This is a genomic window from Leclercia sp. G3L (genome assembly GCF_021117075.1).
Lineage (GTDB): Bacteria > Pseudomonadota > Gammaproteobacteria > Enterobacterales > Enterobacteriaceae > Enterobacter > Enterobacter adecarboxylatus_C.
Genome location: NZ_CP088265.1, coordinates 3,330,632 through 3,348,750 on the forward strand (window position 1 = coordinate 3,330,632; position 18,119 = coordinate 3,348,750).

The 18,119-nt window shown below is 58.3% G+C and carries 17 protein-coding genes; 9 read left to right on the forward strand and 8 right to left on the reverse strand.

The window, feature by feature from the left end; genetic code table 11:
• Position 1: 1 nt before the first annotated feature.
• From sapD to pspF, 5 genes are all read right to left on the reverse strand, one after another.
• The gene (gene sapD / locus LRS40_RS17425) at positions 2 to 994 is read right to left on the reverse strand and encodes a putrescine export ABC transporter ATP-binding protein SapD (RefSeq protein ID WP_231312186.1); all 993 of its coding nucleotides are present in this window, start codon (positions 992 to 994) and stop codon (positions 2 to 4) included.
• Positions 994 to 1,884, reverse strand: a complete 891-nt coding sequence (gene sapC / locus LRS40_RS17430) for a putrescine export ABC transporter permease SapC (RefSeq protein ID WP_142489790.1) — start codon at positions 1,882 to 1,884, stop codon at positions 994 to 996. The genes sapD and sapC overlap by 1 nt, the downstream gene beginning before the upstream one ends.
• Positions 1,871 to 2,836 carry a putrescine export ABC transporter permease SapB gene (gene sapB / locus LRS40_RS17435; RefSeq protein WP_231312187.1) on the reverse strand — a complete coding sequence of 322 codons (966 nt, stop codon included), beginning with the start codon at positions 2,834 to 2,836 and terminating at the stop codon, positions 1,871 to 1,873. The genes sapC and sapB overlap by 14 nt, the downstream gene beginning before the upstream one ends.
• Entirely contained in the window at positions 2,833 to 4,473 is a 1,641-nt protein-coding gene (gene sapA, locus LRS40_RS17440; protein ID WP_142489788.1) for an ABC transporter substrate-binding protein SapA, read from the reverse strand. Before sapA ends, sapB begins: the two co-directional genes overlap by 4 nt.
• A gap of 88 nt (positions 4,474 to 4,561) precedes the next feature.
• Complete coding sequence (gene pspF, locus LRS40_RS17445) at positions 4,562 to 5,539, reverse strand: phage shock protein operon transcriptional activator (RefSeq protein ID WP_231312188.1); 978 nt, start codon at positions 5,537 to 5,539, stop codon at positions 4,562 to 4,564.
• Between the two features lie 167 nt (positions 5,540 to 5,706).
• Between pspF and pspA the strand changes: the two genes are divergently transcribed.
• The 7 genes from pspA to tyrR all read left to right on the forward strand — a co-directional run bounded on the left by pspA (position 5,707) and on the right by tyrR (position 11,471).
• Positions 5,707 to 6,375, forward strand: a complete 669-nt coding sequence (pspA, locus tag LRS40_RS17450; RefSeq protein ID WP_231312189.1) for a phage shock protein PspA — start codon at positions 5,707 to 5,709, stop codon at positions 6,373 to 6,375.
• Between the two features lie 54 nt (positions 6,376 to 6,429).
• Positions 6,430 to 6,654 carry an envelope stress response membrane protein PspB gene (pspB, locus tag LRS40_RS17455; protein WP_106993128.1) on the forward strand — a complete coding sequence of 75 codons (225 nt, stop codon included), beginning with the start codon at positions 6,430 to 6,432 and terminating at the stop codon, positions 6,652 to 6,654.
• A complete protein-coding gene (pspC, locus tag LRS40_RS17460; RefSeq protein ID WP_142489784.1) occupies positions 6,654 to 7,013 on the forward strand; it encodes an envelope stress response membrane protein PspC in 360 nt (119 codons plus the stop codon). Before pspB ends, pspC begins: the two co-directional genes overlap by 1 nt.
• 14 nt (positions 7,014 to 7,027) lie before the next feature.
• Positions 7,028 to 7,246: a phage shock protein PspD gene (gene pspD / locus LRS40_RS17465; RefSeq protein ID WP_142489783.1), complete on the forward strand. Its 219-nt coding sequence runs from the start codon at positions 7,028 to 7,030 to the stop codon at positions 7,244 to 7,246.
• A gap of 111 nt (positions 7,247 to 7,357) precedes the next feature.
• Positions 7,358 to 8,755 (forward strand): YcjX family protein, encoded by a 1,398-nt coding sequence (locus tag LRS40_RS17470; RefSeq protein WP_231312190.1) that lies wholly within the window; start codon positions 7,358 to 7,360, stop codon positions 8,753 to 8,755.
• The gene (locus LRS40_RS17475; protein ID WP_142489781.1) at positions 8,752 to 9,801 is read left to right on the forward strand and encodes a YcjF family protein; all 1,050 of its coding nucleotides are present in this window, start codon (positions 8,752 to 8,754) and stop codon (positions 9,799 to 9,801) included. Before LRS40_RS17470 ends, LRS40_RS17475 begins: the two co-directional genes overlap by 4 nt.
• A 128-nt stretch (positions 9,802 to 9,929) precedes the next feature.
• Positions 9,930 to 11,471 carry a transcriptional regulator TyrR gene (gene tyrR, locus LRS40_RS17480; protein WP_231312191.1) on the forward strand — a complete coding sequence of 514 codons (1,542 nt, stop codon included), beginning with the start codon at positions 9,930 to 9,932 and terminating at the stop codon, positions 11,469 to 11,471.
• A 53-nt stretch (positions 11,472 to 11,524) separates the two neighbouring features.
• Here the strand turns inward: tyrR and LRS40_RS17485 are convergent, their stop codons facing one another.
• Positions 11,525 to 14,272 carry a nucleoside hydrolase-like domain-containing protein gene (locus tag LRS40_RS17485; protein ID WP_231312192.1) on the reverse strand — a complete coding sequence of 916 codons (2,748 nt, stop codon included), beginning with the start codon at positions 14,270 to 14,272 and terminating at the stop codon, positions 11,525 to 11,527.
• 241 nt (positions 14,273 to 14,513) lie between these two features.
• Between LRS40_RS17485 and LRS40_RS17490 the strand changes: the two genes are divergently transcribed.
• Positions 14,514 to 15,665: a DNA-binding transcriptional regulator gene (locus LRS40_RS17490; RefSeq protein WP_231312193.1), complete on the forward strand. Its 1,152-nt coding sequence runs from the start codon at positions 14,514 to 14,516 to the stop codon at positions 15,663 to 15,665.
• A 109-nt stretch (positions 15,666 to 15,774) separates the two neighbouring features.
• On the opposite strand, the gene tpx is transcribed toward LRS40_RS17490, so the two are convergent.
• The gene (gene tpx / locus LRS40_RS17495; protein WP_231312194.1) at positions 15,775 to 16,281 is read right to left on the reverse strand and encodes a thiol peroxidase; all 507 of its coding nucleotides are present in this window, start codon (positions 16,279 to 16,281) and stop codon (positions 15,775 to 15,777) included.
• Between the two features lie 105 nt (positions 16,282 to 16,386).
• Here tpx and ycjG point away from each other — a divergent pair, with 105 nt between their 5' ends.
• Positions 16,387 to 17,352, forward strand: a complete 966-nt coding sequence (ycjG, locus tag LRS40_RS17500; protein WP_156263946.1) for an L-Ala-D/L-Glu epimerase — start codon at positions 16,387 to 16,389, stop codon at positions 17,350 to 17,352.
• Here the strand turns inward: ycjG and mpaA are convergent.
• Positions 17,343 to 18,056, reverse strand: coding sequence for a murein tripeptide amidase MpaA (mpaA, locus tag LRS40_RS17505; protein WP_142489777.1), 714 nt, complete (start codon positions 18,054 to 18,056; stop codon positions 17,343 to 17,345). The two genes, ycjG and mpaA, sit on opposite strands and share 10 nt — an antisense overlap.
• Between the last annotated feature and the right edge of the window lie 63 nt (positions 18,057 to 18,119).

The following is an 18,119-nucleotide window of genomic DNA, read 5'->3' on the forward strand; positions in this document are numbered from 1 at the left end:
GTCACTCTTTCTCCATGTTCAGCGGGAAATGGCAGGCAAACAGATGGTTCCGCGGCCCGGCGAGGCGCGGGGTTTCAATACATTTCCGCTGCGCATAGGGGCAGCGTGGCCCGAGGCGACAGCCGATCGGCAAATGTTCCAGCAGCGGGATCGCCCCCGGCAGGGTATTGAGGCGGCTTTTATGCGGCATGGAGTTGCCGAAATCGGGGATCGCGCGGATCAGCGCCTGGGTATAGGGGTGATGCGGCATGGTCACCAGCTCCTCGCTACCGGCGGTTTCCACGGTCTGACCGCAGTACATCACGTCAATCTTATCCGCCCATTTGCTCAGCATCTGCAGGTCATGGCTGATCAGCAAAATGGTGGTGTTGTTGTTCTGGTTAAGCCGAGTGAGCAGGCGGAAAATTTGCGCCTGGGTAGTCGGCTCCATCGCGTTGGTCGGTTCGTCAGCAATCAGCAGGCGCGGCTGGTTGGCCAGCGCAATGGCGATCATCACCTTCTGGCACTCGCCGTCGGTCAGCTCATAGGGGAAGCTGCGCATGGCGTCTTTATGATCCTTGATCCCCACCCGGTGCAGCAGCTCGATGGCCCGGCGTTTACGCCAGCCAAAACGTTGCCACCAGCGGCCTTTATAGGTCCAGGCGGGAATGTTCTGCATCAGCTGTTTGCCTACCCGTTCCGACGGATCGAGACAGGACTGCGGCTCCTGAAAAATCATCGACACGTTGTGGCCCACTAGCTTGCGTCGCTCGCGAACGGAGAGGCGCAGCAGGTCGATATCGTCAAAGCGCATACGGTCGGCGGTGACGCGCCAGTTATCTTTCGCCACGCCGCAAATGGCCTTGGCAATTAAGCTCTTGCCCGAACCCGACTCGCCCACCAGGCCGCGGATCTCGCCTTCGCTCAGGGTAATGCTGACCCGATCCACCGCTTTCACCCAGCCTTCGCCGGTTTTAAATTCAATCGTCAGATTGCGAATATCCAGTAACGGCATTATTCCACCCCCGCCACTATGGCGCGGCGTATGCCGTCGCCAAGCAGGTTCACCAGCAGCACGCTAATCATGATCGCCGCGCCCGGCAGCATCACCGTCCACGGGGCTACGTAGATCAGCTCCAGCGCGTCGCCCAGCATTGCCCCCCATTCCGGAGAAGGGAGCTGCGCGCCCAGATCGAGAAACCCGAGCGCAGCGATATCGAGGATCGCCATCGACAGGGCGCGAGTGATTTCGGTGACCATCCCGGAGGCGATATTGGGCAGCACTGCGAACCACAGAATGTTTAAGGTGGTGGCGCCATCCAGACGAGCGGCAACCACGTACTCTTTTTCCAGCTCATCGTGAACCAGGCTGTAGACCGAGCGCACCATGCGCGGCAGCAGCGCCAGCCACACCGCAAACATGGCGTGGATCAGGTGCGGCCCCGAGAACGCCACCACGATGATTGCCAGCAGCAGCGACGGAATCGACAGCAGGGTATCGAGAATATGGTTAGTGACCGCCGAACGCAGGCCGTGGGTCGCCCCGGCGACAATGCCCAGCCCCAGACCGCACAGGGTGGCCGCCAGGGTGACCACAAAGGCGCCGCCCACCGTTGGTGCCGCGCCGCTCAGCAGGCGGCTTAAAACATCGCGGCCGAGGTCATCGGTACCGAGGAAGAAGGAGACTTCGCCGTAACGCGACCAGGAGGGGGGTAACAGCTGATAGCCAAGAAACTGCTGGTCGATGCCGTAGGGGGCAAACCAGGATCCCAGGATGCAGAGCAGCACCAGGCCGCCGCAGCCGTACAGGCCGATCATTGCCGTGGCGTCGCCGTAAAAATTACGCCACGCGGTGCGCAACGCGCCTGGCGTGCGCTTTTCACTGTATACGCTATCGTAAGGCATACCATTCCTTATGTTTCAGCGGGTTAGCCATAGCGCCCAAAATATCGGATATCACGTTAACAATAATCACCAGGGCGCCAATCACCATCACCCCAGCGGAGATGGCGGCGTAGTCCTGCTGGCGGATGGCGTTGATCAGCCAGCGCCCCAGACCCGGCCAGCTAAAGACCATCTCGGTAATCATCGCCAGCGTCAACATGGTGGAGAACTGCAGGCCAAGACGCGGGATCACCGGCGGCAGGGCGTTATGCAGGACATGGCGGCGTAAAATCGTCAGCCGCGACAGCCCGCGCGTGGCAGCGGCTTTAACATAGTTCTGATCAAACACCTCAATGGTGCTGATGCGCATCAGGCGAATGACCTCAGTCGTCGGCGCCACGGCCAGCGCCAGCACCGGCAACACCATGTGGCGCACGGCGCTGATAATCATCTCATGCCGCCAGACCGAATCTGAGAGCCAGGCGTCAATAATCGCGAAACCGGTGACCGTCTTCACCTCATACAGCAGGTCGAAACGCCCGGACACCGGCAACCAGCCAAGCGTGAGTGAGAAAAAGAGCGTCAGCAACAAGGCCAGCCAGAATACCGGTACTGAAAAGCCGAGCAGGGCGATGGCGCTGATAAGTTTATCCTGCCACTTGTTGCGGGTGATCCCGGCCAGCATCCCGACCGGGATCCCGACCACCAGCGCAAAGCCGAATGCCAGAATGCACAGCTCCATGGTCGCAGGGAACACCTCTTTCAGCTGCTCGGCGATCGGCTGGCCGTTGATGCTGGAGACACCGAAGTCCCAGTGCAACACGCCTTCAAACCAGAACCACCATGCATTCCACAGAGAGGCTCCCTGCAGCGGTGCATGGGGGGTGAAATAGCTCAGGCTGAAGCCGACAAAAGTCAGAAAGAAGAGGGTGATCAGCAGCAACAGCAGCCGACGTAAGGTAAAAATAATCACGGTTTTTTCACCTCTTCTTGATTCTCACGGGAAACGCCGGCAAAGGACGCGTTACCAAACGGACTGAGCACCAGGCCTTTAATATCGTAACGGTACGCCTGCAGACGCAGGGAAGAGGCCAGCGGCAGCACCGGCAGCTCTTTAGCCAGAATCATTTGCGCTTCATCATAAGCATCGATTCGCGCCGCCAGCTGCTGAGTAGACAGCGCTTTGCGCAGAATGTCGTCAAACTCGCGGTGGCACCAGTGGGCGTAGTTGGTCTGCGAATCGATCGCCGCGCAGCTCAGCAGCGGCCGGAAGAAACTGTCCGGGTCGTTACTGTCGGTTGCCCAGCCGGCAAGGGTTAAATCGTGGTTCATGTCCATCAGGCGCGCCTCCTGAAAACGGCCTTCCACCGGGATAATCACCACCTTGACCCCCACCTGGGCGAGGTCTGCCTGCAGCAGCTCGGCGGTTTTCAGCGGACTCGGGTTCCATGCCTGGGAGCTGGTGGGCACCCACAGTTGCAGGGTGAGGTTCTCCGCCCCCAGCGCCTTGAGCTGCTCGCGTGATTTATCCGGGTTGTATTCAGTAATTTTAGCCTCGCTATCGTAAGCCCACGAGGCGCGGGGCAGGATTGATGCGGCGGTCTCTGCGGTACCGTAATAGATGGACTGCATCAGACGCTGGTTATTGATCGCCAGCGCCAGGGCGTGACGCACCGCCGGGTTGTTCAGCGGCGGCTTATTGGTATTAAACGCCAGATAGGCAATGTTCATTCCCGGGCGCAGCGTCAGGCGCAGACGCGGATCGTCGCGCAGGATGGTCAGCTGGCTGGCAGCAGGCCAGGCCAGCACATCGCACTCGCCGGTGAGAAGTTTCGATAAACGGCCTGTTCCGCCGGAGCCTAAATCCACCACCACCTGGGGCATCAGCGGTTTGCCGCGCCAGAATTTCTCATGGCGTTGCAGGCGCACATACTGCCCGGCGCGATATTCTGCGATCTGGAACGGTCCGGTGCCCACCGGCTGGCGGTCCATCTGCTCCTGTTTGTCCTGCAGGGTCAGCTGGGTGGCATATTCGGAGGACATCACCGAGGCGTAGTGCGTTGCCAGATGCCACAGGAAGGAGGCATCCGGACGGGCGAGGGTGAACTCCACCGTGCGGTTATCCAGCTTGCGTACGTTTTTCACCGTATCGGCAAACTGCAGGCTGTCGAAGTAGGGGAAGCTGCCGCCGTTGACGTAGTGCCACGCATGGTCGCGGTTAAAAATGCGCTGGAAGGTAAAGACCACGTCATCCGCATTGAGTTTGCGGGTGGGTTTAAACCACGGCGTGGTCTGGAAGTTCACATCGTCGCGCAGACGAAAACGGTAGGTTGCGCCGTTGTCTAAAACTTCCCAGCTCTCGGCCAGCTCCGGCACCAGGCGGTAGGTATAGGGATCGACATCCAGCAGGCGGTCATACAGCTGCGCGGCGAGAGTGTCGACGATCAAACCGCTACTCGCTTTTTGCGGGTTGAAGGTGTTGACCTGCCCACTGACGCAGTAGACAAAGCCGCTGTCGCGAATATCGGCGCGATCCGCAGGCACGGGGGCAGCAAAAGCCTGGCTACTTAACAGACCGAGCGCAATCAGGGACGAGAAAACCAGACGCATAATTTTTAAGGTTTTTAGTGACGATCTGCAAAGTGTATCGCACTTACACCTGCTTCGTAAAAATGTCTGCGGATAAGTGCTGATATTGTCAGCGCATTTGATGCTTTTTGAGCAACGCCCTGAGTTGATGGTAGGTAAGACCCAGCAGCTCAGCCGCGCGTTTCTGATTAAATTTTGCCTGCCGCAGGCTCTGCTCCAGCAGCTGCTTTTCCTGCGTCTGCTGGAACTGCCGCAAATCCAGCGGCAGGGTGGGCGAAGCCGCGGCGTGGGGCTGAGCGACAGGGGATGGTGTGGAACGATTGAAGGGATCGATCACAATCTCATCGAGCTCGGTTTCGCTGCTGCCGTGGCGATAGACGGAACGCTCAACCACGTTCTTCAGCTCACGGATATTGCCCGGCCAGCGGTAATCGAGCAGCGTTTCGCGTGCGCGCTGGCTAAAGCCAGGGAACAGCGGTAGCCCCAGCTCACGACACATCTGGATGGCAAACTGCTCCGCCAGCAGCATGATATCGCTGCGCCGCTCGCGCAGCGGGGGCAGGTTGACGACGTCAAACGCCAGCCGATCCAGCAGGTCGGCGCGAAACCGCTCCTGCTCCACCATCTCCGGCAAATTAGCGTTGGTAGCGCACACCAGCCGCACATTCACCTGTAGCGGCTGATTGCCTCCCACGCGCTCCAGCTCGCCATACTCTATGACGCGCAGCAGCTTTTCCTGCACCAGCATCGGGGCGGTAGCCAGCTCATCAAGGAACAGCGTGCCGCCGTCTGCGCGCTCGAAGCGGCCGGGATGACGACGTTGCGCCCCGGTAAAAGCGCCAGCCTCGTGACCGAACAGTTCGGTATCGAGCAGATTTTCATTCAGCGCGGCGCAGTTCAGGGAGATGAAAGGCCCGTCCCAGCGCCCGGATAAATAGTGCAGGCGGTTGGCTATCAGCTCTTTCCCGGTGCCGCGCTCGCCGATGATCAACACCGGTTTGTTCAGCGGTGCCAGCCTTGAAACCTGCTCCAGCACTTCGAGAAAGCTGTTGGCTTCCCCTAATAAGGTATCTTTAAATTCAGCCATGATGAAATTAACCAGTTATTGGTGTGATTCACTAAGCGAGAGTAGGGTGGAACGGGCGAAAAAGCAATCACCTTGCGTAAAATCAATAAGATAAAAAGTTGGCACGGGATTTGTATTAGCTAAGCAGCAGGGCTTAGCCCGATAACAGAAAATGTGAGGATTCAATTATGGGTATTTTTTCTCGTTTTGCCGACATCGTGAACGCCAACATCAACTCGCTGCTGGAAAAGGCAGAAGATCCGCAGAAGCTGGTGCGTCTGATGATTCAGGAGATGGAAGATACGCTGGTCGAAGTGCGCTCCACCTCTGCCCGTGCGCTGGCTGAGAAGAAGCAGCTCTCACGCCGCATTGAACAGGCCACTGCCCAGCAGAACGAATGGCAGGAAAAAGCCGAACTGGCGCTGCGTAAAGACAAAGACGATCTGGCCCGCTCTGCGCTAATCGAAAAGCAGAAGCTGACCGAGATCGTGGCCACGCTGGAGCAGGAAGTCACGCTGGTGGACGAAACCCTGGCCCGCATGAAAAAAGAGATTGCGGAGCTGGAGAACAAACTGAGCGAAACCCGCGCCCGCCAGCAGGCTCTGGCGCTGCGTCACCAGGCCGCCAGCTCTTCACGCGACGTGCGCCGTCAGCTTGATAGCGGCAAGATTGACGAAGCCATGGCCCGTTTCGAGTCGTTTGAGCGCCGTATCGATCAGATGGAAGCCGAAGCAGAAAGCCACAGCTTTGGCAAACAGAAGACGCTGGATCAGCAGTTTGCCGATCTGAAAGCCGATGATGAAATCAGCGAGCAACTGGCCGCGCTGAAGGCCAGAATGAAACAAGACAATCAATAATAATACCTGCGGCGCCGGCTGGCGCCGCCACTCATCGTAAGACAAGGAGTAGACATGAGCGCGCTTTTTCTTGCCATTCCGCTGACCATTTTCGTGCTGTTTGTGTTGCCGATCTGGCTGTGGCTGCATTACAGCAACCGTTCCTCCCGGAGTGAGCTGTCGCAAAGTGAACAACAGCGCCTGGCGCAGTTAACCCAGGACGCAAATAAAATGCGTGAACGTATTCAGGCGCTGGAAGCCATCCTGGATGCGGAACATCCGAACTGGAGGGATCGCTAATGGCTGGACTGAACCTGAACAAAAAATTGTGGCGTATCCCCCAGCAGGGGATGGTGCGCGGCGTCTGCGCCGGGCTGGCGCACTACCTCGACGTGCCGGTGAAGCTGGTGCGCGTGGTAACGGTGCTCTCCATCTTCTTTGGCCTGGCGTTTATTACCCTGGTGGCCTACATCATTTTATCCTTTGTGCTGGATCCGATGCCGGACAGCGCGATGGGCGATGAAAATGCCCCCACCAGCAGTGAACTGCTGGACGCGGTGGATGCCCAACTGTCGGCAGGTGAACAACGCCTGCGTGAGATGGAGCGGTATGTCACCTCTGATACCTTCTCGCTGCGAAGCCGTTTTCGTCAGCTTTAACTGAGAGACCTGATATGAATCAACGCTGGCAACGTGCCGGGCAGCAGGTTAAGCCGGGCCTGAAATTTGCAGGGAAGCTGGTTTTACTGACCGCACTGCGGTACGGCCCGGCGGGCGTGGCGGGGTGGGCGATCAAATCTGTCGCCCGCAAACCCGTCCGCATGCTGCTTGCGGTGGCGCTGGAACCGATGCTGAAAAAGCTCGCCAACCGTCTTTCCGGTAAACTGAAATAGACCGCAACGGCACAGCGCTGGACGTGCCGTTGCGGCACTTTTATTCCCTTCTCCTTGTCCCCATGTCATATTTCTCAGAACAATAATTCCTTCAGGCAGAACAGGATGGCGATGAAGCGACTTAAAAATGAACTCAATTCTCTGGTTAATCGTGGGGTTGACCGTCATTTGCGCCTGGCGGTCACCGGACTGAGCCGCAGCGGCAAAACCGCCTTTATCACGGCAATGGTCAACCAACTGCTTAATCTGCATGCCGGGGCGCGTTTACCCCTGCTGAGCGCCGTGCGCGAAGAGCGCCTGCTTGGTGTGAAGCGCGTGCCGCAGCGCGATTTTGGCATTCCTCGTTTTACTTACGATGAAGGGCTGGCCCAGCTGTATGGCTCGCCGCCCACCTGGCCGACGCCGACCCGCGGGGTGAGCGAGATCCGCCTGGCGCTGCGCTATCGCTCCAACGATTCGCTGCTGCGCCACTTTAAAGAGACTTCCACCCTCTATCTGGAGATTGTCGATTATCCTGGCGAATGGCTGCTCGATCTGCCGATGCTGACTCAGGATTACCTCAGCTGGTCGAGGCAGATGACCGGCCTGCTGCAGGGGCAACGCGCAGAGTGGTCAGCCCACTGGCGCACGCTGTGCGAGGGGCTGGATCCGCTGGCACCCGCCGACGAAAACCGGCTGGCGGCCATCTCGGAGGCCTGGACCGATTATCTGCATCAATGCAAAAAAGAGGGGCTGCACTTTATCCAGCCGGGCCGCTTTGTGCTCCCGGGAGATATGGCAGGTGCCCCGGCGCTGCAATTCTTCCCCTGGCCGGACGTGGAGGCCTTTGGGGAATCGAAGTTGGCCCAGGCGGATAAACACACTAACGCCGGGATGCTGCGCGAGCGTTTCAACTACTACTGCGAAAAAGTGGTGAAGGGGTTTTACACCAACCACTTTTTACGCTTCGACCGCCAGATCGTGCTGGTGGATTGCCTGCAGCCGCTCAACAGCGGCCCGCAGGCCTTCAACGACATGCGTCTCGCGCTTACCCAACTGATGCAGAGCTTCCACTACGGGCAGCGCACGCTGTTCCGCCGTCTGTTCTCCCCGGTGATCGATAAACTGCTCTTTGCCGCGACCAAGGCGGATCACGTCACGGTGGATCAGCACGCCAATATGGTGTCGCTCCTGCAACAGCTGGTTCAGGATGCCTGGCAGAACGCGGCGTTTGAAGGCATCAGCATGGACTGTCTGGGGCTGGCATCGGTGCAGGCTACCCAGAGCGGCTTGATAGACGTCAATGGCGATAAAATCCCGGCGCTGCGCGGCCATCGACTGAGCGATGGCTCTCCGCTGACGGTCTATCCCGGCGAGGTGCCCGCCCGGCTGCCCGGCCAGGCGTTCTGGCAAAAGCAGGGCTTCCAGTTCGAAGCTTTCCGTCCCCAGACAATGAATGTTGACCAGCCGCTGCCGCACATTCGCCTTGATGCCGCGCTGGAGTTTTTAATTGGAGATAAATTGCGATGACCGAACCCTTAAAACCGCGCATGGATTTTAACGGTACGCTGGAGCAGGAACAGCATGAGGCCTTTAAGGCGGCGCAGACTTTTGATACGACTCAGGCAGAACAGTTTGCCCCGGTGGTAACCGATATGCTCCCCGCCGAAGAGGGGCAAGCCGAGGCCGTGGTGGAGGCTGCCCTGCGGCCTAAACGCAGCCTGTGGCGTAAAATGGTCAGCGCCGGATTGCTACTGACCGGCGTCACGGTGGTGGGGCAGGGCGTGCAGTGGGCGATCAATGCCTGGCAGACCCAGGACTGGGTGGCGCTGGGTGGATGTGCGGCCGGGGCGCTGATCGTCGGGGCGGGCGTGGGTTCTGTCGCTACCGAATGGCGACGCTTGTGGCGACTGCGCCAGCGCGCGCACGAGCGTGACGAAGCCCGGGATCTGCTCCACAGCCACGGCACCGGCAACGGACGGGCGTTTTGCGAAAAACTGGCGAAGCAGGCCGGGCTCGATCAGTCGCATCCGGCGCTGCAGCGCTGGTATGCCGCGATCCATGAAACCCAGAACGACCGGGAGGTGGTCTCGCTGTATGCCCATCTGGTCCAGCCGGTACTCGACAGCCAGGCGCGACGGGAGATCAGCCGCTCGGCGGCAGAATCGACCCTGATGATTGCCGTCAGCCCGCTGGCGCTGGTGGACATGGCCTTTATCGCCTGGCGCAACCTGCGCCTGATTAACCGCATCGCCACCCTGTACGGCATTGAGCTGGGCTATTACAGCCGCCTGCGTCTGTTCCGCCTGGTGCTGCTTAATATGGCCTTCGCCGGTGCCAGCGAGGTGGTGCGCGAGGTGGGAATGGACTGGATGTCGCAGGATCTGGCCGCACGTCTGTCGGCCCGCGCAGCCCAGGGGATTGGCGCCGGACTGCTGACCGCACGGCTGGGGATTAAAGCGATGGAGCTGTGCCGTCCTCTGCCGTGGACAGCGGACGATAAACCACGGCTGGGCGATTTCCGCCGGGAATTAATCGGCCAGCTGAAAGAAACGCTCAACAAAAAACCGCAGTAGCTCTTCCTTCTCGCACATAATTCCGCCACTCGCTTCACAGGCTGTCAATATTTGTTGACAGCCTTCTTCCCGATCGCCGATATCTGGCTTATCATTTCAGGGTTACTGGCTTATAGAGTGATTTTCCCATGCGTCTGGAAGTGTTTTGTAAGGACCGTCTCGGCCTGACTCGCGAGTTACTCGATCTCCTTGTTTTGCGTAGCATTGATCTGCGCGGCATTGAGATCGACCCTATCGGGAAGATTTACCTGAACTTTGCCGAAATTGCATTCGATACATTCAGCAGCTTAATGGCTGAAATCCGCCGTATCGCTGGCGTTACGGACGTGCGCACCGTGCCGTGGATGCCCTCCGAGCGCGAGCATCTGGCCCTGAGCGCGCTGCTGGAAGCGATGCCTGAGCCGTTCTTATCTCTGGATCTGAAAGGTAAAATTGACCGGGCCAACCTGGCAAGCTGTCAGCTGTTTGCCCAGGAGCAGGACAAGCTGAGCAGTCACAATGCCGCCCAGCTGATCCCCGGCTTCAACTTCCAGCGCTGGCTGGAGAGCAATCCGCGGTCAACCCACAGCGAGCATGTGATCATCAACGGGCAGAATTTCCTGATGGAGATCACCCCGGTTTACCTGCAGGGCGATAACGACGACCGCACCCTGACCGGCTCGGTGATTATGCTGCGCTCCACCGTGCGCATGGGACGTCAGCTGCAAAACCTGTCGAGTCAGGATGTCGGCGCTTTCAGCCAGATTATTGCCGTCAGCCCGAAAATGCGTCACGTGGTAGAGCATGCCCGCAAGCTGGCCAATCTGGCGGCACCTTTGCTTATCACCGGTGATACCGGAACCGGCAAAGATCTGCTGGCCCATGCGGTACATCAGGCGGGGCCGCGCGCGGCTAAACCTTATCTGGCGCTGAACTGCGCCTCTATCCCGGAGGATGCCGTCGAAAGCGAGCTGTTCGGCCACGCCCCGGAGGGCAAAAAAGGCTTCTTTGAGCAGGCCAACGGCGGCTCGGTGCTGCTGGATGAGATTGGCGAAATGTCGCCGCGGATGCAGGCCAAGCTGCTGCGTTTCCTTAACGACGGCACTTTCCGTCGCGTGGGTGAAGATCATGAGGTGCATGTGGATGTACGCGTGATCTGCGCTACCCAGAAGAACCTGGTAGAGCTGGTGCAGAAGGGCCTCTTCCGCGAAGATCTCTACTATCGCCTCAACGTGCTGACGCTGAATATCCCGCCGCTGCGCGACTGTCCGCAGGACATCATGCCGCTGACCGAACTCTTTGTGGCGCGCTTTGCCGATGAGCAGGGCATTCCTCGACCGAAGTTTTCGGCCGATCTCAATACGGTGCTTACCCGTTACGGTTGGCCGGGGAATATCCGCCAGCTGAAAAATGCTATCTATCGGGCGCTGACCCAGCTTGAAGGCTATGAGCTGCGGCCGCAGGATATTTTACTGCCCGATTACGACGCCGGTACGGTGGCGGTGGGCGAAGAGGCGATGGAAGGGTCGCTGGATGACATTACCAGCCGCTTTGAACGCTCGGTCCTGACGCAGCTCTATCGTAACTATCCCAGCACGCGTAAGCTGGCGAAACGGCTGGGCGTTTCTCATACCGCCATCGCCAATAAGTTGCGCGAGTATGGTCTGAGCCAGAAGAAAGGCGACGAGTAATCTGCCTCTGAACCGAACTGACGTGGCAGGCATAATGCCTGCCACGCGGGTAGTTATGGCTCCACGTTAACAATAACTCGCTTGTAACGGGTTAAGCGCGGCGTGCCATGATCGGTGACCGCCAGAATGATATGCATCGTACCGGTTCCCGGTGGCATCACCCGGGCGTCGGTCACATCGAACCAGGCTTTCGGCTGGTCGGCATTTTTAATGTCTAACATAATGCCGGTTGCCGCGTTCGACAGCACCCGCGTTCCTGCCTCTGCGTAGGCAAACCACTCATATGAGAGGGCATCCCCGTCGGGATCGCTTGAACCTACCGCGCTGAGTTGCACGCGTTCGCCTTTTTTCACCGTTAGGGTGGCAGGATGATCGAGCTTCGGCACCGGCGGGTGATTCGCCTCACTGTAGGGCTTAACGGTCCAGTCCATTCGGGCGGCAAAATCATTTTGATACGCGCCGCGCCAGCGCCAGATTGTCGCATGGTTGGTGGTATGCCAGCGGTTATCAAACCCCAGCACTTCATCCTGCGTATTGGTCCAGATCGGGCGTGTCTCCTGCGCCATAAACCATCTCTCTTTATGTGGCGTATAAAGTTCGTAGCGACCACCCCAGCCACCCCACTCCGGATGCTCAGGATCCGATAAGCCATTATTGATGAGGTTTAAAAATGAAGGCGTGTCGCCCTCCATCATAAACTTCCAGCGCGGATATTCTGCGCCTAACGGCCCTTTGCTGCGCACGTTTTTATCCAGCCATTCGTTGGTCACCAACTGATAATCGGCTCCGGCAAAACGACCATGAAAATAGTCGCCGCCAATGCCTATCCAGGTTGCGTGGTGGAAGCCGCCTCCGGCGTTCTGACCCGGTGAGACGATATAAAACAGCGACGGGAATTCTTTGCGTATCCACGGGCCGCTGTCATCCTGATCGGAGATGGCATAGACACGAAGTTTGGCAACAAATTGTTCGAGTTGCTCAGCTGTGCGAGTGTGACGTACTTTCCAGAGCGCCTGCGCGAGAACGTTCGGGCCGCCCCAGACCGCAACCCACAAAGGACGATCGTCCTGGCGATCAACGGCCTTAATCAGCAGCTCGGATCCCGTCGAGTCTTTGCCTTCGCCCACCGCAGCCATATTGTGGATGGGTAATCCCTGGGCAACGGTTTTAAGCAGCGCCTCCGCTGACGGGAAACCTGGCTCGTGACGCTCCAGGTTGTCACGAACCTGGCCGTAGCCCTTAACGATGGCGACGATGCGTTCAGGCTCAACCTGATCTTTATTTTTGCCTGTCGAGGTGGCGACCAGCCCTTCGATGTTCATCTGGTTGGCGTAGGTCATCAAACGCACCATTGACATCTGGTCATCCGGATCGTCACCAATGTCTGTCAACACGAACAGGCGTTGTTTGGCCTCTTTTGCTGCAGAGGATGAAGGCAGCAGCCGGTCGGCACGTGCTGCAAAGTCGGCCAGATAGGTCGCTCGCCACTGGTTTATGGTCTTAATCCCGTGCTGAGGGCCAAAGGGGGCCACGTCCTCGCTCAGGGCGGGATCGGGATTGTCTGTCCACCAGTTTGGATAGCGGGCGGAGGGCTGCGTCGCCCGGGAAGCCGCAGGAGGAACTGAAGTGAAGCTGCCGCCAATCGTGTCTGCAAGGCTGGGCCAGTTTGACGCAATGGTGTATTTCCACGTTTGCGAGGCTTTGGAGACAAAACGGAAGTGCCAGCTTCCATCCGCTGCCGCAAAGCCAGGGAAGCGATCGCTTGCCGAGGCGGAGGTGGGTACTACCAGCTCTGCCTTAGTCCCCGCAGGCGCACGGCCGTCGGGATGAACGATCAGCTCAACCAGACCGTAGGTTTCCACCACATCGGCAGCGGTGGGCGTGGCGTTAAAACTGTACATCGGGCGATCCCATGCCCGCACGAACCGTCCTCCACCTTTGCTTTCCTGGGTGGGTTCTTCAGGGTTGGGGCCAAGAACATAAGCCACCGACGGGGTATCGCCCATTTTGAGCTGGCCATCGCCATAAGCGTTAAAGAAATCGCCAAGCGCGCCGTGGCCTTTCAGATGTTTTGCCACGAAAGTGGCACCATCGACGCCATTGCGTTGATCCCCTCCCGTGAACCAGCCGCGGTAGGTGGCGTTGTTTTCAATGATGTGCAGATCCGGGTGATGCCGGACGATGTAATTATACGCAGAAGTAGACCATTTCTTGTTCGGGCCGCCGATATAGTAGACGCGAATCTTCTGCTTGATGGTCGGGTCGTCGTGCAGGGCCTGCGCCAGATCGTCAATTCCTCCCCAGATCAGGATCCAGAGGGGACGGGGGTCAGGGCGCTTTGCCGCTTCAATAATGAGCTTCGAGCCATCGGTGGGCTGGCTAAAACCGTCGGGAGGCGCAGAGTCCATCCCGCCCTGACGGGTAATTGACCGCAGATAATCCGGAGTCGGATAATCGGCAGACCAGGTTTTCAGGTTCGGGTAATCCTGTGCGTACCGATCGATTGTCTTCAGGATTTCAGTCACGCGATTACGCACCGGGCCCCAGGGCGAAGAGATTAGCCCCTCCAGCTGCATGGCGTCCGCATACAGGAGCAGGTGAACAAGCGACTGATAATCGTCGAAATCCGTCCCGCCAATATCCGTGGAGACGATCACTCGCGGTTTGGGCGTTACGATGCTGGCTGACGAGCCAACCGCGGCGCTGGCCTGGCCGTGCGCATCATAAACGACGACCATTAAGGGCATCACCAGCGACATAAAAATACGCCGTCCTTTTGTTTTCAGTTTCAGAGCAGCCACATTTCCTCCAGAGGTTTTTATAGTTATGGCACTTCAGGGATGAAAAGCAGCCTGGCATAAGTCCGGTGCAAAACCGGTTTATGATTTTTCTAAATTGCTCATTTAATTTTTAATTACATGAAGTTAACGGCAAGAATACCTGTTCAGCCGTCGATCGGCTTGTGATAGGGTGGTGTTTCGCTCACTGTTCAGAGATCACGCCATGGCGTCGCGAAAACATGACATGTTTCGGGTTGCACTCATGCTGAAGGCCAAAGGGCGCTATGGCAGGAGCATTATTGAGGGCATCTGCGAGTACATGAAATCGACGCGGATCCACTGGGATTTCCTCCTTGAGGAAGATTTTCGCTCTTCGCCAGCCAGTCTGCTCGAATGGAAGGGGGATGGCGTCATCGCTGATTTCGACGACCCGATGCTCACCTCACTGCTGACGAAAGTGGATATGCCGGTGGTCGGTATTGGCGGCACCTGGCAGATGAACAGTCCTGCGATCCGCTCCCTTTCCTATGTGGCCTCTGATAACGTTGAACTGGTAAGGCTTGCCTATCAGCATTTGATCGACATGGGGCTGCCGCGATTTGCCTGTTACTCCATCGAGTCGACGATTATGAATCCCTGGGCGGTGGAGCGGGCCCGCGCCTTTCGCCAGTTTGTGGAGGCGGATGGACACCAGGCGGAGATTTTTGAAGGGATCCCGACACACGCCCTGGTGTGGCAAAACATTCTTGAAGATTTAGCACGCTGGCTGGACAGGCTACCTAAACCCATTGGCATTATTGCGGTGACTGACTCCCGGGCCAGGCAGGTGCTGCAGGCGTGTTCTATAGCAGGCTACGCCGTGCCGGAAGAAGTCGCCATTATCGGTATTGATGACGATCCGCTGCTGCGTAGCCTCAGCCGTATTGCCATTAGCTCGGTCGCTCAGGGCACCCACCAGATGGGGCGTACCGCCGCGAAGATGCTGCACCGACAGCTGACGGGCACCCCGCTGCGCGAAAGGCATGTGGTGGTGCGACCCGAGGGGGTGAATGCCCAGGCGTCTACCCGGCATAGCTCTATAATGAATACCTATATTTTGCGTGCACGCTATTTTATCCGCCAGTTCGGCAGCCTGGGGATTAAGGCGGCTCAAGTCGCAGAGCATGTGGGCTGTTCCCGTGCGACGCTGGACATGCACTTTATGCGTACACTCGGAAAGACTTTGCACGACGAATTACTGAGCTTCAGGCTTGAACGCTCTCAACATTTGCTGAGTGAGACTAACCTGAGTTATTCAGATGTGGCTATGCAAAGCGGCTTTACGTCGCTTCAGTACATGTATTCTGTTTATCGCCGGGAAATGGGATGTACGCCGGTGGAGTATCGAAAGGCGCGTTGTGCAGGGTTGCTGTAGAGTTATATTGCCAGATGAATGGCATGAGCCCATGCTTCTCCGGGCTCATGCCATGTCGCTTTGTGCTGAGCTGGCTCGCGTGTGGAGTCAGCGCCGCAGAAGGCTTTTTTTATGCTTTCAGCACTTCCAGCGCAGCAGAATAGTCCGGCTCGGTGGTGATTTCATTCACCAGGTGGCTGAACACGACGGTGTCGTTTTCGTCGATCACGACAACTGCGCGAGCAGCGAGGCCTTTCAGGGCGCCTTCAGCGATGCCCACACCGTACTGCTCCAGGAATTCCGGGTTACGCAGGGTGGAAAGGGTAATAACGTTGCTCAGGCCTTCGGCACCGCAGAAACGGGACTGGGCGAACGGCAGGTCGGCGGAGATGCACAGCACAACGGTGTTGTCCATTTCTGTCGCCAGCTGGTTGAATTTACGCACAGATGCGGCACACACGCCGGTATCGATGCTTGGGAAAATGTTCAGCACTTTACGCTTGCCGGCAAACTGGCTCAGCACGACGTCAGACAGATCTTTTGCCACGAGCGTAAACGCCTGCGCTTTGCTGCCAGTCTGAGGAATGGATCCTGCAACAGAAACCGGGTTGCCCTGGTAATGAACGAGTTGTGACATAGTTATCTTCCTGTTTACATATAGTTAACGTCGCCGCTAGTGTATGTCATCAGCCAATAACACAGCAAACCCTATTTACGCGAAGCCGCTATACAGGAGTGAGTGATGAGAACCCTCAAGGTTTATGAAGAAGCCTGGCCACTGCATACACCCTTTGTGATCTCCCGGGGAACCCGGAGCGAGGCCTGCGTGGTGGTGGTCGAAATAGAGGAAGAGGGTGTCAAAGGGGTGGGGGAATGTACCCCTTATCCGCGGTATGGTGAAAGTATCGCCTCGGTGATGGCGCAGATCATGGCGCTGGCGCCGGAGCTGGAGCGGGGGCTCAGCCGGGAAGCGCTACAGGCCCTGTTGCCGCCCGGTGCGGCGCGCAATGCCATTGACTGCGCCCTGTGGGATTTGGCCGCGCGCCAGCAGGGGATCCCGCTGGCCGCCCTTGCCGGGATGACGATGCCGCAAACGCTGGTGACCGCCCAGACGGTAGTGATTGGCGAACCCGCGCAGATGGCCGCCAGCGCCAAAGCCCTGTATGCCGCCGGGGCGCGCCTGCTGAAAGTGAAGCTGGACGATCATCTCATCAGCGAGCGGATGGTTGCCATTCGCGCCGCCGTACCAGAAGCCACGCTGATTGTCGATGCTAACGAATCCTGGCGCAGCGAAGGACTGGCTGCCCGCTGTCAGCTACTGGCGGATCTGGATGTTGCCATGCTCGAGCAACCCCTGGCTGCGGGTGACGATGCCGCGCTGGCAAATTTCATTCACCCGCTACCCATCTGCGCCGACGAAAGCTGCCATACACGTGAGAGTCTTCCCGCCCTGAAAGGACGCTACGAGATGGTGAATGTGAAGCTGGATAAAACCGGGGGGATCACCGAAGCGCTGGCGCTGGCTGCCGAGGCGCGTCAGCAGGGTTTTGCGCTGATGCTCGGCTGTATGCTCTGCACCTCACGCGCCATTAATGCGGCTTTGCCGCTGGCGGGCGAGGTGCAGTTTGCCGATCTTGACGGTCCGACCTGGCTGGCGGTGGACGTATCACCGGCGCTGCATTACACCACCGGCATGGTTCATCTCTGAGGTTCCCAGCGCAGCAGATCGGTCATCGCTCTCAGGTACTTCTCGCTGGCCTCGTCGGACGAGATCGGCGGGAACTCGGCGGTGATGCAGTGCAGGCTTAAATCAGCGCACCAGCTACCGAAAGAGCCCGGCGTTTCATAGCCGACGCTGGTCACCAACGGCAGCGAAAAGGCATCCGCCAGCCAGCTTCCCAGCGCGCTGTGCGCGGGATCTTCAATGCAGGCCAGCGGATCGTGAAATGACACCACCCAGGCCGGATGCAGTTTGTGGATCAGGTGACATAGCGCCTCTGTTTCCGGTTCCGAACCGGGCTTTTCGCCGGTCAGCAATACCACATCCCGATCCTGTGCCGCACTGTTCCAGCGGTAGACCGTCTCGCCTTCCCGCCAGTTGGCCGCCGGGAAGTTACGGTTCAGGTCCACTCCGCGAGCGTTGGCGCGCAGTCCCAACTGACAGCCGTCCGGGTTGACGGTTAACACCACATGGTGGCGACGCAACTCCGGGGCCAAGGTGCGCAGGGCGCAGGAGAGGGTCACAATTGATGAGTTTTCATCCCCGTGAGTTCCGGCGATGATCAGGCCGCTGTGGCGATCGGCCTGTGGCGCAGGGAACCAGATCAAGGGCGCGCCGAGGAATGAACGGCCATAGTGTTCGGTTCCCGGCGGGAAAGCGCCACGTTCCGTTCTTGGACGAGTAAGGGACATAGACGTTCCTGAATCAGAGTTATACTACTGGCAGTGTTGTGCAAAACACACGGTTAATCAAAT